Below are 14743 nucleotides of genomic sequence, written 5' to 3' on the forward strand. Positions count from 1 at the left end.
GGTTTGTCATCAGTCTGGGGCAACTGTATATGTTGCCCATTTTTCAACCTAAACACCAAACAACAGTTCATCTTTAAATTGGTAACTGAGTGAATTTTCCCCTGTGGTTTCTATTTTGCCGTTGCTGTAAAAAAGCTGGAGTTACTCAGGGTTATTGGCGAAGTAGGGGATACTTTGTGTCAGTAATTTGCGTAGGCGTTCGGGTTTGATCATCTGTGGTAATCTTTAGCTTTGTCGATTTGGTCTTGCATTTTTTAAAGCAGTTTTCAGCAACAGTGCTGTCTGCTCGCATTGCGTTACGAAGTTCACTCAGAGAGATGTCGAGAAAAAGCCATTATTGCGGATATATTCGTTTGTTGGCTCAATGGCGGTATAACTATCATCGAACGTATCAAGGAGAAATGTACTGTGGAAGAACGCCAAATGGAGACGCTACTTGATGGAAAACATATTGGGGTTGAAAAGAATTTAAGCTCAAATTAATCTGACAGACTCTCTGCTTATAAATGGGAGACTGTCAGATTAGGTTTGATCTTCTACAGATCAATTCAGATTGCAAAATAATTCACAAATCATACCGCTTAATTTTACAACAAGTTTATAAGCAGTTCTTCTCGCCTCGTGATAAGCTAATCACACCAGAGCGAACAATTTCAATGATGGTCGTTTCTGCTTTCACTGCTTCAATAAACGCATTGAGTTTTTCACTCGTCCCTGCCAACTGAATAGTATATTGTTTTGGGGTAATATCCACGATTTGCCCGCGGAAAATATCCACCATTCTTTTTAGTTCATCTCTTGCACTGCCAGTAGCTCGCACTTTAAGCAACAAAACTTCACGTTCAACGTGTTCACAATGGCTTAAATTGATCACCTTGAAAATATCAATTAGCTTATGTAATTGCTTTTCAATTTGCTCTAATACTTTTTCATCGCCTTGTGCCACAATCGTCATTCGAGAAAGGCTTGGATCATCTGTTGGTGCTACGGTTAAACTTTCAATGTTAAAACCACGTTGAGAGAAAAGCCCAACCACACGAGATAAAGCTCCTGATTCATTCTCTAATAATACGGATAATGTTCTACGCATCTGTTCTCTCCGTTTTGCTAAGCATCATATCTTTCATTGACTCACCACGAATTTGCATCGGGTAAACGTGTTCTGTTTCATCAACTAATACATCGACAAAGACCAATTTATCTTTAATCGCAAAGGCTTGTTGAAGTTTTTCTTCTAATTCTTCTGGTTTCGTAATTTGAATACCAACGTGTCCGTAGGCTTCTGCTAGTTTTACAAAGTCAGGTAATGAATTCATATAAGATTGCGAATGGCGACCTGCATAAATAATATCCTGCCACTGTTTTACCATTCCTAAGAAGCGGTTATTTAAGTTGATGATAACCACAGGCGTATCATACTGTTTTGCGGTTGAAAGTTCTTGGATATTCATTTGAATACTACCATCACCTGTTACGCAGACAACAGTTGCATCAGGATAAGCAAATTTAACCCCAATCGCAGCAGGTAATCCAAAGCCCATAGTGCCTAATCCACCAGAATTGATCCAACGTCTCGGCAGATCAAATGGATAATGCAAAGCAGCAAACATTTGGTGTTGCCCTACATCTGATGCAACATAAGCATCACCATTTGTGATTTTATAAACTGCTTGAATAACTTCTTGTGGCTTAATTACCGTTCCTTTCTCAAATTTTAAACATTGGCGAGCTTTCCAACCATCAATTTGTTGCCACCAAGCGGTAAGATCTGCTTGATTTTTTGCAAGATTTTCTTCACTTAACAATGCTAAAAATTCATCTAATACATTCTCAGCACTGCCTACAATTGGAATATACGCAGGTACAGTTTTAGAAATTGATGCGGGATCGATATCAATATGAATGACTTTAGCATTTGGGCAATATTTAGCTAAATTATTGGTGGTACGATCATCAAAACGCACGCCGATACCCAAAATCAAGTCACTTTCGTGCATTGCATTATTGGCTTCATAAGTACCGTGCATTCCTAACATTCCTAAAAACTGTTTGTTTGTACTTGGGAATGCACCCAATCCCATCAATGAGCTTGTTACAGGCAAATTCAATTTTGTAGCAAATTCAGTCACTTGTTGGCTTGCATTTCCCAATACAACGCCACCACCGACATAAAGTACGGGTTTTTTAGCGACTAATACTGCTTTTAAGGCTTTCTTAATTTGCCCTTTATGCCCTTGTACATTTGGGTTATATGAACGTAATGAAACTTCTTTAGGATATTCATAGCTAAATTTATTTGCAGGATTTACAACATCTTTAGGTAAATCAATCACAACAGGGCCTGGGCGACCTGTTGAAGCAATATAAAACGCCTTTTTGATAATTTCAGGAATATCTTCCGCACGTTTTACTAAGAAACTATGTTTTACCACAGGGCGAGAAATCCCGACCATATCACATTCTTGGAATGCGTCTGAACCGATTAAGCTTGATGGCACTTGTCCTGAAAATACAACTAATGGAATTGAATCTGAATATGCAGTAGCGATCCCTGTAATTGCATTCGTTGCACCAGGTCCAGATGTAACAAGTACACAACCCACTTTCCCTGTTGCTCTGGCATAACCGTCCGCCATATGTACTGCACCTTGCTCGTGGCGTACAAGTACGTGTTTTATCCCACCTAAAGTATGAATCGCATCATAAACATCAAGCACTGAACCACCTGGGTAACCGAAAACGTATTCTACGCCTTCATCACGCAAGGATTGTACAACCATTTCTGCACCAGAAAGTTTTTTCATTAAATCCTCCAACGACTAAAATTTATTACAGCAACATTTTGCTACAAACTGAATAATGCGGATTGTGCTAGAAAATCTTGGTATTGTCTAGTATTAAAAATGGAGTGTTTTAGTGTTTTTGTAGTATAAAATATCAAAAATAACAAAAAATAAGATTTTTATAATGAAAAATAAATTAAATTTGCTATTTAAAGTAAATAAAACCAAATTTTATAAAATAAAAGTTTTAAAATAAATTTTCAAAATTTGAGAGATTGTTCACACTTATGGGTAAATTGATTATATAAAGTGTAAAAAAATTAGAACTTTGTCACAAAAAAAGTTGCAAATTTCAGTTAGAATGTTACCGCTTGTACGGCTTGCCGATACATAAATTTTACTTTCATCATTCATAGAGAGGATAACAATATGGATAATTCATTACGTCAAGCAGCTCTTGATTTTCACGAGTTTCCTATTCCAGGGAAAATTGAAGTCACGCCAACTAAATCACTGGCAACTCAGCGAGATCTCGCCCTTGCTTACTCTCCAGGGGTAGCAGAGCCTTGTTTAGAAATTGAAAAAGATCCACTTGCTGCTTACAAATACACAGCAAAAGGGAACTTGGTTGCGGTTATTTCAAATGGTACTGCGGTATTAGGTTTAGGTAATATCGGTGCATTAGCAGGCAAACCTGTAATGGAAGGGAAAGGTGTTCTTTTCAAAAAATTTGCTGGCGTAGATGTATTTGATATTGAAATCAACGAAAAAGATCCTGAAAAACTCGTTGATATTATTGCATCACTTGAGCCAACTTTTGGTGGTATTAACCTAGAAGATATTAAAGCACCTGAATGTTTTTACATTGAGCAAAAATTGCGTGAGCGTATGAACATTCCTGTGTTCCACGACGACCAACACGGTACAGCAATTATCAGTGCTGCAGCAGTAATTAACGCATTACGCATTATTGATAAAAAAATTGAGAACGTCCGTTTAGTTGCATCAGGTGCAGGGGCTGCCTCTATTGCGTGCTTGAATTTATTACTTTCATTAGGAATGAAACGTGAAAATATCGTAGTTTGCGATTCTAAAGGGGTAATTTATAAAGATCGTGATGATCGTATGGATGAAACCAAAAAATTCTATGCGATTGAAGATAACGGCTGGCGTACACTGGCTGATGCGATTCCAAATGCAGATATTTTCTTAGGTTGTTCTGCTGCTGGAACATTAACGCAAGATATGGTGCGTACAATGGCTGCTCACCCACTGATTTTGGCACTTGCTAACCCAAATCCAGAAATCACCCCACCAGAAGCTAAAGCTGCTCGCCCTGATGCGATTGTTTGTACAGGACGTTCTGACTATCCAAACCAAGTTAATAACGTACTTTGTTTCCCATTCATTTTCCGTGGAGCATTAGACGTAGGGGCGACAACAATCAACGAAGAAATGAAACGTGCCGCAGTTTATGCGATTGCTGATTTAGCCCTTGAAGAGCAAAATGATGTTGTTACATCTGCTTATGGTGGTGAAGGTACAGAATTTGGTGCAGACTACATTATTCCACGCCCATTTGACCCTCGCTTAATTGTGCGTATTGCACCAGCGGTAGCAAAAGCGGCAATGGATTCTGGTGTAGCCACTCGACCAATTCAAGATTGGGATAGCTACATCGAAAAACTCACGCAGTTTGTTTATAAAACAAACCTATTTATGAAACCAATTTTCAGCCAAGCTAAAGCAGATAAAAAACGTATTGTCTTGGCAGAAGGTGAAGAAGTAAAAGTTTTACACGCTACGCAAGAAATCGTTTCAATGGATTTAGCTTACCCAATTCTTATTGGTCGCCCAGCTATTATTGAAGCTCGCATTAAAAAATTAGGTTTACGTCTAGTTGCGGGTAAAGATTTTGAGATCGTTAATAATGAACAAGATGAGCGTCACGAATTATTATGGAAACGTTACTACGATTTGATGAAACGTCGTGGTATTACGGAAGCGATTGCAAAACGTGTGACAACATCAAATACCACCGTTATTGCGTCTTTATTAGTTGAAATGGGCTATGCTGATGGTTTAGTTTGTGGTCTATTCGGATCTTATAGTCGCCATTTAGAAGCGATCAAAGATATTATTGGTGTGAAATCAGGCGTGAAAGTTCCAGCTGCACTTAATAGCTTAGTTCTTCCAACAGGTAACGTCTTTATGACTGATACCTATGTCAATGTTGATCCAACAGCAGAAGAGCTTGCTGAAATAACCACTATGGCATCAGCAGAAATTAGACGTTTCGGTATTGAGCCTGCTGTTGCGCTTATTTCTCACTCTAACTTTGGCTCATCAAATGCACTTGGTGCACCAAAAATGCGTAAAGTGTTAGAATTAGTTCAACAACGTGAACCTGAATTGATGATTGATGGCGAAATGCACGGTGATTTAGCTCTCTCTGAAAAATTACGTCGTGATTATATGCCAGACAGTCCATTAAAAGGTGCGGCCAACTTATTAGTAATGCCAAATGTGGAAGCTGCTCGTATCAGTTATAACTTACTGCGTGCAACCACAACAGCAATTACCGTAGGACCAATTTTAATGGGTATGAACAAATCTGCACATATTCTTAACCCACAATCATCTGTTCGCCGTATTATCAATATGGTGGCATTTGCAGCGGTCAAAGCACAAACTCAAGAGTAATCTTGAATAGATAATCCAACAAAGCGGTCGTTTAGAGTGAAAAATTTACAAGCCTCTAAATGGCCGTTCGTTTTTAATTATTGGCAATTTTTTCTATCACTCTTTTCTGCTATAATTCTTATTTTTAGAACAACGGAAAATCCTATGCTTGCCATCATTTCCCCAGCCAAAACCCTTGATTTTGAAACGCAAGTTGAACAATTTGCATTTTCTCAACCAGAACTCACCGCTTATAGCCAACAGCTTATTGATATTTGTAAACAACTCAGCCCTGCGGAAGTTGGCTCATTGATGTCGATTAGCGACAAACTCGCCAGTTTGAATGTTGCACGTTTTGCCGAGTGGCAGCTTGAACATACACCAAATAATGCCAAAGCAGCGTTATTTGCCTTTAAAGGCGATGTTTATACAGGGTTAGAGGCAGAAACGCTGACAAAAGTAGAAGTAGAATATGCTCAAGCACATTTAAGAATGTTATCGGGATTATATGGCTTACTTAAACCTTTAGATTTGATGCAACCCTATCGCTTAGAAATGGGGACAAAACTCGCTAATCCGAAAGGTAAGGATCTCTATCATTTTTGGGGCGATGTTATCACTTATCATTTACAACAAGCGATTGATGATCAGGGCGATAATGTGCTTATCAATCTTGCCTCTGATGAATATTTTGGTGCAGTACAGCCTAAAAAATTACAAGCGAGAATTGTTAAACCTGTTTTTTTAGATGAAAAGAATGGTAAATATAAAGTCATCAGTTTCTATGCGAAGAAAGCAAGGGGAATGATGGTACGTTATTTACTACAAACCCAAGCGACTCAAGTAGAACAGCTCAAAGCCTTCAATTTAGGGGGATATTGGTTTGATGAAACAGTTTCATCTGAAAATGAGTTGGTCTTTAAGCGAGAGGAAATGTAAGTGAAAACCCATTTAAAAATAGCAGTTTTGGCACTTTGTCTTTCTGCTTGTAGCTTACAGAATAAGCATTTTTCATTACCTGATCGGGTAATATTCGCAGGGGTTGAATATCAACAAGTAACAAACAATCAGCTTGATGAAATGCAGCAATCACTGTATTTACCAATAAATTCAAATAAAAATCCAGATGATTGGCAAAAAGGATTTCTTTTCTTTTTAGATAAAAATTCGCAACAAAGAACGTTACAACAACGTTTAGCATTACGCGAGAAAAGTTTTGCAAATCAAGTAAATACACGAGCAGATTTAACGATTATACAAGATGAGCTACGCACAGAAGTGATTTATCCTCCAACGGAACGTTTCCAAAATCAGCAACTTGAAGTTTCTCGTGGACGTGATTCTCAATGTGGTTTTAGCCAAATGCAATTTTCAGACAAGCGGGCAGTTTCGGCTAAAAATTTGCAGGCAGACCTAGCAGAATTAGCCATAGCGTTTTCAAAATTACCTTGGTTAGTGGAATGTAAATAGACAATGGAACAACAGTACGCACAACAGGTAAAACGAGCAGCGACTTTAGCTATTGTTGTTGCCTCAATTTTAATCTTAATCAAGGCATTTGCGTGGTGGAAAACAGGATCAATGGCGATCTTGGCGGCAATGACCGATTCTCTTGTGGATTTATTTGCCTCTATTACGAATATTTTAGTATTACGCTTTGCGTTGCAACCTGCTGACGATAATCATACCTTTGGGCACGGTAAAGCAGAATCTCTTGCAGCACTTGCACAAAGTGCATTTATTACAGGGTCAGCCGCATTTCTTTTATTACAAGGAATCCAACGTTTAACCGAGCCACAATTTGTTCAAAGTAGTGAATTAGGTGTAGTGATAAGTTTAATTTCAATTGCATTAACCGCAATTCTCGTGCTGTATCAACGTAAAGTCGTAAAAGAGACAAGTAGTCCAGCTATTCAGGCAGATTCATTACACTATCAAACCGATCTTTATATGAATGCGGCAATTTTATTGGCTATGTTGTTAAATATAAATGGGTTTATCTATGCCGATGCCATTTTTGCAATAGGGATTGCATTATATATTTTGTATAACGCAGGTGTAATGTTGTGGGAAGCGATGCAATCACTGCTCGATCAAGCTCTGCCGCAGGAAGAAGTCGATCGTATTTGGACAATCGCCCTTGAGCACCCACGCATTATTAGTATTCACGATGTTAAAACTCGCCGAGCAGGTGCTGTTCGTTTTATTCAATTACACTTGGAGCTTGATGATAATTTACCGCTGTTGATCGCTCACGAAATCACTGATAGCTTAGAGCAAAAATTACTGAATGCCTTCCCGATGTCAGAAGTTATTATTCATCAAGAGCCGACTACCATCGTGCAAAAAGAACGTCAAATGACCGCAGAATAAGGTGAAATATGTATCAAGTTATCGCCCATTTTAGTTACCAAAATTTTGAGCAAGATCCCGTTACGTTAATTAGCCAAATATTAAATCAATGGCGTTTTAATGGACAAGTTATTGGGCGAGAAATGGGAGTAACACATCATCAACTCGATACCCATTCTGAATTTCAAGTGCGACTTGCCACACCAGAACAAGAGAGTTTAATGCCTAAATGGAATAATCAATGGGTAAAAGAGGCGTTATTACAAGCGGAAGAAGCGGGGGTTTTCTTTGAATTTTTTGAAATAGTCGGGCGAGATTATAATGCCGAAGAAACAAGTGTGAACAAGCCTTCTTTTCAGATTCTATACACCACACATTTAGATACCTGTTCACCAATTTACAGTGGCGATGGTTTTTGCCCAATCCCACTTTATCAACTTGGAGATACTGATTTAAGTGAAAAAGTGATAAAGTGGCAAGAAGATTGGCAAGCCTGCGATCAGTTACAAATGAATGGCTCGGTATTAGAGAAAATAAGTTTGGAACAGATTTCCTCTTTAGAGAGCGAATTAAGCCAGCAGGGTAGAGCATTATGTAGCGAATTAGAGAACCATACCCAAACACCAACTTATTATTATCTTTACCGTTTAGGGCGAGATGAGGAATTAGAACATAACCGTCTTTGTCCGAGTTGCCAACAATCTTGGAAACTCACTCAACCGTTACACAGTATCTTTCACTTTAAATGCGATAACTGCCGACTGGTGTCTAATTTGAGTTGGGAGTTATAGAAATATGTCAATTTTCCAATAATAATTAAATTGGTGTAGGGACACCACTCTGGCGTACCGTTATTGAGTACAACAAATTAGGGTTTGTCATTGGCCTAGCCAGTTCTGATGAAGTAGTTTTGTTTTTAGATGTTATGTTATTTGAAAATTAATTCTCAACAAACTGATTACTTTGCTGAATCAATTGTAAAAAGAGAGCAAGTGGTGGTCGACTATGAGGTTCTTTTTCACCATCGGCGTTATAGTGAACAAAATCCCCTTTTTTATCAATATGATATTGTTCTCCATTTGGCATAATTGCCACATTCCAACGGTAGTTAGATGCCATTAACCATTTACGTTCATTAGCTTTAGTGAGATCAATGCCCTGAGCATATTGTGGAATAGGACTACTGACACCAAAAAATTGACTTAATAATGTAGGTGCGATATCAAGATGACTTGATGCACCGATATAATTTCCTTTGTCTTCTTGCCAGTAGAGCATCATTGGTACTTTAATTTTCTGTTGATCAAAACTATTTTCGTGATGAACAGCGTCTGTTATATCAGACGTGATGACAATCAAGGTACTTTTCGTTAGCCCTTGGGTTTCTAAAGTTTGCCAAATATCTGCAAACTGCCAATCTAATAATTTAGTTTGCTGTTCTTTATCTTTTGCTGGAGGCAAATGTAAATCTAAATAGCTAAAAAATGGCGATGAGATTCGTTGTTCTAGCCACGTTTTCCAGTGTTTGATAGCATCTAAATTACTTGTCGTTTTCGGTAGATTAAAATTAGCAAATAAGGCTCGATGATAAATTGGCTCTGCAAAACTATTGTGTGAGAACAGACCAAATTGATAATCTAAATGCTGTAAACGAGAGATTAACACTGATGGCTTTTTCTCACTTAAAATAGCGTCTAAATAACGTCCACTTAATCCATAGAAAAGACTTGCTGTGCTTTCAGCAGCAGTACTTCCTGCGGTGTAATGCTGGCTAAAACGTCTTGCCTGCTGACTGATTTGGGCTAGGTAAGGCATTTTTGTTGGTGTAATATCATCATTACTTATGCCCGATAGGTTAATAAATAACAGATTGATTTTATTAACTTTATTAGCAAATTGTAATGGACTTTTTGGATAATTGAGAAAAAAAGTATCTAACCGACCGCTTTCTTCAATTTCTTGTTCTAAACTAGCCCGATTAACCAAACCGTGTTTTTCTAAAAAACTACGAGCTGTCATTGGGTAAGATAGCGGGTAGTTCGCTTTCTGTGCAGTAACAGGGCGGTACAACGCCATATCTGACCAAGCATATAATAAGTGAGTAGCAATAAAATTAGTTAGGAAAAATAGTGCCACGTATTTTCCCCATTTTTGCCGATTAAAGCTGCGTAATTTATTCCAACACCAGCGAGAGTAGAGTAATTCTAATAATAAAATAATTGGCATTGGTACAAAGAGTAATTGCCATTGACGACTAAGCTCCCCTTCATCTGGATTAACTAATAAATCCCATACTAGAGGTGATAGATGTAAATAAAACTGTTTAAATACTTCAGAATCAACTAATAATACCGTCATTCCAATAGTTGCTACACAGACGGAGATCCCCCGAAATGTTCGGCTATTTGTAATAAGAAAACTGAGTGGGAAGAGCAGTAGTAAATAAAGTGCAAAAACAATAAAACTGAAATGCCCAAACAAGCTGATAAAAAAGTAGAGCTTACCAAATAGGGTATTTGGCCAGTCAGCACTAAATGCGTAGCGAGATGAAATGGCTAATGCAATGACAATATTAAAGAGTGCAAACCAATGCCCCCACGCAATTCGTTGCGATGTTTCTTCTCGGTACTGGCGAGAATTTTTCGGAAGGATACGTCGGAGCAGGTCTAACATAGGCGGTAAGTGTTATTTTGTCTTGAGTGATTGTTTTAACGCGGAACAAAAAGCATCGGCTAATGCTTGCTGTTGTTGCGGATTTTGAATATTACTGACAAGAATGTTGGTTACCATATTGCCTAATGCCATTAGTGAGAGATCAACAGGAGCTTTATGTTTTTCTAGTGTAACGATTAGATCGTTAAGTAATTCATCAAGTTGTTTGTCTTGGTATTTAGATTGAGTTGCCATACGAGATTATATAAATAAAAATTTTCGGTATGGTAGCATAAAACGGAAAACAAATAGAAACAAAAATTAAAGGGGCTGGTTAAGTAAAAATAGCGGTGGTGATTTTTGTTTCTATGTTATCCATACCCTATATTAGGGGATTTCCCTTTTATTCCTTATGTTTACTTAATTGCAATCATAGACCCGAAATTAAAGCATTGAAACCATAATTCTGTTTTAGAAAAACCTGCTTGTTGCAAGCGGTTTTTGTGTGTTGCAATGGTATCTGTTCGCATTACATTTTCAAGAGCTGTTCTTTTTTGGCTCACTTCTAGCTCACTATATCCGTTTGCTCGTTTGAAGGTATGGTGCAAATCAATCAATAGCTCGTTGATTGTTTCATCTTCAAAGGTAAATTTTTCTGAAAGCACTAGTATGCCATTTGGGTTTAATCCTTGATAGATTTTGCGTAGTAATACAAGGCGATCTTCAGGGGGAAGAAACTGCAATGTAAAATTCAATACCACCATCGAGGCATTTTTGATCTCAATCTCGCGAATATCATCACATAAAATAGTAACAGGAATATCAGAATGATAAGCGGCTAAATGCTGGCGACAGCGTTCAACCATTGGTTCAGAATTATCTACACCGATAATATTCACATTTTGGGCTTGGACATTACGGCGAATAGATAGGATCCCTGCACCACGAGAGCAACCTAAATCGTAAACATTGGAATTATCTGTAACAAAGCGAGAGGCTAACATTCCGATAGCGGTAATAATGTTAGAGTAGCCTGGTACAGAACGTTGGATCATATCTGGGAAAACTTCTGCAACTGCAGCATCGAAAGTAAAATCGCCCAGCTTTTCAATTGGGGCAGAAAAAATCGTATCTTTTGTCATAGCATTAAAATGGGTTAGGGGTAAAAATAGGGATGTATAAATGCAAGGGCAAACGTATTTGTCGTAGGGTGGGCTTTAGCCCACCACAGATTATTTACAAAGTGTTTTCATTCGGACGCCAGCGTGGCGTCCCTACAAAGAAAAACTATAACCAATTGAAAAATAAAAATTTTATTTTTTCGTGTAGAGACGCCACGCTTGGCGTCCACTCATTAAATCAACAAATTAGGGTTTGTCATCAATCTGTGGTGGGCTAAAGCCCACCCTACAATGATACATCGTTGTGAATTATTATAACTCATCAAAATAACTTTGCCCCCACGTTTTCTCGGCAAGTTGCAGTAAATTTGCAAAATCTTGGTAGGAAGGCACCGCTTGATCGGCAATTTTATGCTGTTCGCTAATCAATTTTTGCCTAAGGGTTTCATACCATTCTAACAAAGAGAGCGGAAGGGGGGACTTTGCTCGTCTGCCCAACCAATATAACCCTTGAAATGGAATGCTCAATGCAAACAAGGCAGTGAGTGTGGCATTTGCTGTAATAGATTGCTCGGGATCAGCAAAAAAATATTGCCAAATAATCGCAAAACAAGCAAAAGCAGGCATTACTTTAGAGGCAAATTTTACTAAGCGGATCAAACGGTAATCAGGCATAAAAAGATTTAGTTTTTTCTGATTTGGGAAGGTATTAAGATAATCTTGCCCCGCTTGGAATGTGTTATACATAAATTCCCCATAAGTAAATGAATTGTTTAGTTATTTTAGCTAAGTTTGTAAAATCTACAATAGCGAAATCAAGTAACTCTTGCTATACTTCGGGCAATTTTACTTCATTTTAAGGATTTCTTAATGCCGATTAACTTTCTAGGTTTATTGCAAGATAGTTGGAATTTTATGCGTAATCAACTTAATTTTACGCTATTTGGGGTGGGGCTGTTAGTGGTGTTACAGTTGGCGAGTTTTTATTTTATGCCTCCCGTTCAACTTTCTGAGCAAGAATTGCAATCATCACAAGCTATGCAGAAAGTGATTTCTGCACAATTATATCCCACCATTATTTCAGGGATTATCAGTGTTTTTGTGAATGTGTTGCTGATTTTAAATATTAAATCGATCAGCAAAGGAGAATATCAACATTTCTTCCAAAATATTGGTACAACTTTGCAAAAATTACCTGCGGTTATTGTGTTAAGTCTATTGATGGTAATGCCTTTATCCGTTGCGATTGCCTTTGGTGGAACAGCGGCTCAAGCAGGTAATATGGCGATTATGATTTTACCTTTAATGATTGCAGGGTTATTTATCTTTATTAAATTATGCTTGGTTGTGTATGCGTATTTAATTGAAGAACCACAATTAAGTGTAACTCAAACCATTAAACATACTTGGCAATTAAGTCGTGGCAAAATGCTGATTATCTTCTTGTTCTGTATTTTAAGCTATTTTATTCCAAGTGCATTAGGCTCTTTATTTTCAGGTATTGCTGGCAGTTTAGGCGTAATTATTTCTCACTTCGTGAGTGCGGTGCTTAATCTCTTTTTTGTGATTTTTAGTTTCCGTTTTTATCAAATTTTTCGCACATTGCCACAAAGATAATATAAAACTGGGGAGATATAATGAAACAACTTTTAGAATTTATTCCTTTAATACTCTTTTTTGTTGTCTATAAAACCTATGGGGTGCAAGAGGCTGCGTTAGTCTTAGTGGTCGCCACAGTGGCTCAATTGGTTGCACTTAAAGTGCTTTATAAAAAAATCGAAAAATCTCAATGGATTTTAGGTGTTTCGGTCGTATTTTTTGGTTTACTGACCGCTTATTTTAACGATCTTGCCTTTTTAAAATGGAAAGTAACCTTAGTCAATGGTCTATTTGCGGCGGTATTACTTGTTAGCCAATTTGGCTTTAAAAAACCGTTGGTTCAAATGCTATTAGGCAAAGAGTTAAAATTGCCAAATAATGTTTGGGAGAAACTGAATTTAGGCTGGGCGGTGTTCTTTATTGTTTGTATGATCATCAATATTGTAATCAGCGAATTTTTCTCTGATGATGTTTGGACAAACTTTAAAGTCTTTGGCTTAACAGGGCTAAGTTTAATTGCTGTTATCGGCACAGGGTTTTATCTTTATCCGCATTTAAAACAACAAGAGGAATCAAATGGAAACTAAACAGGAAATACGCCAACCTGAAGGGACGTTAATTTTACGCACGTTAGCAATGCCATCAGACACTAATGCGAATGGCGATATTTTTGGTGGTTGGATAATGTCGCAAATGGATATGGGCGGTGCAATTTTAGCTAAAGAGTTGGCTCGTGGGCGTGTGGTAACTGTCTCTGTGGATAGTATGAGTTTTATCCGCCCTGTTGCTGTGGGTGATGTGGTTTGTTGCTACGGAAAATGTGTCAAAGTTGGTCGCACATCAATGCAAGTTAAAGTAGAAGTGTGGATCAAAAAAGTTGCCGATGGTGGCCGTGATCGCTATTGCGTAACAGAGGCACTGTTTACCTTTGTGGCGATTGATAAGAATGGTAAGCCAAGACCAATTCCAAGAGAAGATAATCCTGAATTAGATGAAGTGTTAGCTAAATTGGAAACACAATAAACCTATTTAACATAGAAGGAGCATTCAATGTATTACGTTATTTTTGCACAAGATATTCCAAATACCCTTGAGAAACGTTTAGCGGTGAGAGAAAAACATCTCGCTCGTTTAAAACAACTGCAAGCGGAAGACCGCCTTTTAACTGCTGGCCCAAATCCTGCGATTGACGATGAAAACCCAGGCGATGCAGGTTTTACTGGCTCAACAGTTATTGCGGAGTTTAGTTCTTTAGAACAAGCAAAACAGTGGGCAAGTGAAGATCCTTATGTTGAAGCGGGTGTTTACGGTGAAGTGATTGTAAAACCGTTTAAGAAAGTGTTTTAAGTAAAAAGTAACTACCAAGTTTTTTGGTGTAATGGACAAAAATGTGGGAAAAAAGTGTAGTTAAGCCTTATACTACAAGTCTTTAACCCACATTTTTGAAAATGAACAAAAAATTGCCCTTACTGCCCAAAATACTGTTATCCATAAACACGGATTGAAAAATAATATTCAACGCTATAAATGTCCCTCCTGTAATAAAACATTTAC

Annotated in this window: 17 protein-coding genes; 11 read left to right on the forward strand and 6 right to left on the reverse strand. The window is 37.8% G+C overall.

All coding sequences use genetic code 11. The features are described from left to right. Positions 1-291: 291 nt before the first annotated feature. On the forward strand, positions 292-483 hold the full coding sequence (locus A1D25_RS07180) for a hypothetical protein (protein WP_157395016.1): 192 nt from the start codon (positions 292-294) through the stop codon (positions 481-483). 115 nt (positions 484-598) lie between these two features. Here A1D25_RS07180 and ilvN read toward each other — a convergent pair whose 3' ends face one another. Next, entirely contained in the window at positions 599-1090 is a 492-nt protein-coding gene (ilvN, locus tag A1D25_RS07185) for an acetolactate synthase small subunit (protein WP_157395017.1), read from the reverse strand. Then, positions 1083-2804 (reverse strand): acetolactate synthase 3 large subunit, encoded by a 1722-nt coding sequence (locus tag A1D25_RS07190; protein WP_157395018.1) that lies wholly within the window; start codon positions 2802-2804, stop codon positions 1083-1085. The genes ilvN and A1D25_RS07190 overlap by 8 nt, the downstream gene beginning before the upstream one ends. Positions 2805-3212: 408 nt before the next feature. On the opposite strand from A1D25_RS07190, the gene A1D25_RS07195 reads away from it, so the two are divergent. The 5 genes from A1D25_RS07195 (at position 3213) to A1D25_RS07215 (ending at position 8608) form a co-directional block, all read left to right on the forward strand. Beyond that, positions 3213-5486: an NADP-dependent malic enzyme gene (locus tag A1D25_RS07195; protein WP_157395019.1), complete on the forward strand. Its 2274-nt coding sequence runs from the start codon at positions 3213-3215 to the stop codon at positions 5484-5486. Positions 5487-5630: 144 nt separating this feature from the next. Continuing rightward, on the forward strand, positions 5631-6404 hold the full coding sequence (yaaA, locus tag A1D25_RS07200) for a peroxide stress protein YaaA (protein WP_157395020.1): 774 nt from the start codon (positions 5631-5633) through the stop codon (positions 6402-6404). After that, a complete protein-coding gene (locus A1D25_RS07205) occupies positions 6405-6935 on the forward strand; it encodes an ABC transporter ATPase (protein WP_157395021.1) in 531 nt (176 codons plus the stop codon). Between the two features lie 3 nt (positions 6936-6938). Then, a complete protein-coding gene (locus tag A1D25_RS07210; protein WP_157395022.1) occupies positions 6939-7838 on the forward strand; it encodes a cation diffusion facilitator family transporter in 900 nt (299 codons plus the stop codon). Between the two features lie 8 nt (positions 7839-7846). Beyond that, positions 7847-8608, forward strand: a complete 762-nt coding sequence (locus tag A1D25_RS07215) for a Zn-ribbon-containing protein (protein WP_157395023.1) — start codon at positions 7847-7849, stop codon at positions 8606-8608. Between the two features lie 148 nt (positions 8609-8756). On the opposite strand, the gene A1D25_RS07220 is transcribed toward A1D25_RS07215, so the two are convergent. From A1D25_RS07220 to yfbV, 4 genes are all read right to left on the reverse strand, one after another. Beyond that, positions 8757-10490, reverse strand: a complete 1734-nt coding sequence (locus A1D25_RS07220) for a DUF3413 domain-containing protein (RefSeq protein ID WP_157395024.1) — start codon at positions 10488-10490, stop codon at positions 8757-8759. Positions 10491-10502: 12 nt separating this feature from the next. Beyond that, positions 10503-10724 carry a YejL family protein gene (locus A1D25_RS07225; protein WP_157395025.1) on the reverse strand — a complete coding sequence of 74 codons (222 nt, stop codon included), beginning with the start codon at positions 10722-10724 and terminating at the stop codon, positions 10503-10505. A 161-nt stretch (positions 10725-10885) separates the two neighbouring features. Continuing rightward, positions 10886-11611, reverse strand: a complete 726-nt coding sequence (cmoA, locus tag A1D25_RS07230; RefSeq protein ID WP_157395026.1) for a carboxy-S-adenosyl-L-methionine synthase CmoA — start codon at positions 11609-11611, stop codon at positions 10886-10888. A 291-nt stretch (positions 11612-11902) separates the two neighbouring features. Then, entirely contained in the window at positions 11903-12337 is a 435-nt protein-coding gene (gene yfbV, locus A1D25_RS07235) for a terminus macrodomain insulation protein YfbV (RefSeq protein ID WP_157395027.1), read from the reverse strand. Between the two features lie 123 nt (positions 12338-12460). Between yfbV and A1D25_RS07240 the strand changes: the two genes are divergently transcribed. From A1D25_RS07240 to A1D25_RS11280, 5 genes are all read left to right on the forward strand, one after another. Beyond that, positions 12461-13207, forward strand: a complete 747-nt coding sequence (locus A1D25_RS07240; protein WP_157395028.1) for a hypothetical protein — start codon at positions 12461-12463, stop codon at positions 13205-13207. Positions 13208-13227: 20 nt separating this feature from the next. After that, positions 13228-13776 (forward strand): septation protein A, encoded by a 549-nt coding sequence (locus A1D25_RS07245; RefSeq protein WP_157395029.1) that lies wholly within the window; start codon positions 13228-13230, stop codon positions 13774-13776. Then, complete coding sequence (yciA, locus tag A1D25_RS07250; RefSeq protein WP_157395030.1) at positions 13766-14212, forward strand: acyl-CoA thioester hydrolase YciA; 447 nt, start codon at positions 13766-13768, stop codon at positions 14210-14212. The genes A1D25_RS07245 and yciA overlap by 11 nt, the downstream gene beginning before the upstream one ends. A gap of 27 nt (positions 14213-14239) precedes the next feature. Beyond that, positions 14240-14536 carry a YciI family protein gene (locus A1D25_RS07255; RefSeq protein WP_157395031.1) on the forward strand — a complete coding sequence of 99 codons (297 nt, stop codon included), beginning with the start codon at positions 14240-14242 and terminating at the stop codon, positions 14534-14536. A 139-nt stretch (positions 14537-14675) separates the two neighbouring features. Continuing rightward, positions 14676-14743 (forward strand): IS1/IS1595 family N-terminal zinc-binding domain-containing protein (locus tag A1D25_RS11280; protein WP_420825111.1); only part of this gene is annotated, 68 nt, incomplete at its 3' end.

The sequence above is a fragment of the Ursidibacter arcticus genome (genome assembly GCF_009761375.1).
GTDB lineage: Bacteria > Pseudomonadota > Gammaproteobacteria > Enterobacterales > Pasteurellaceae > Ursidibacter > Ursidibacter arcticus.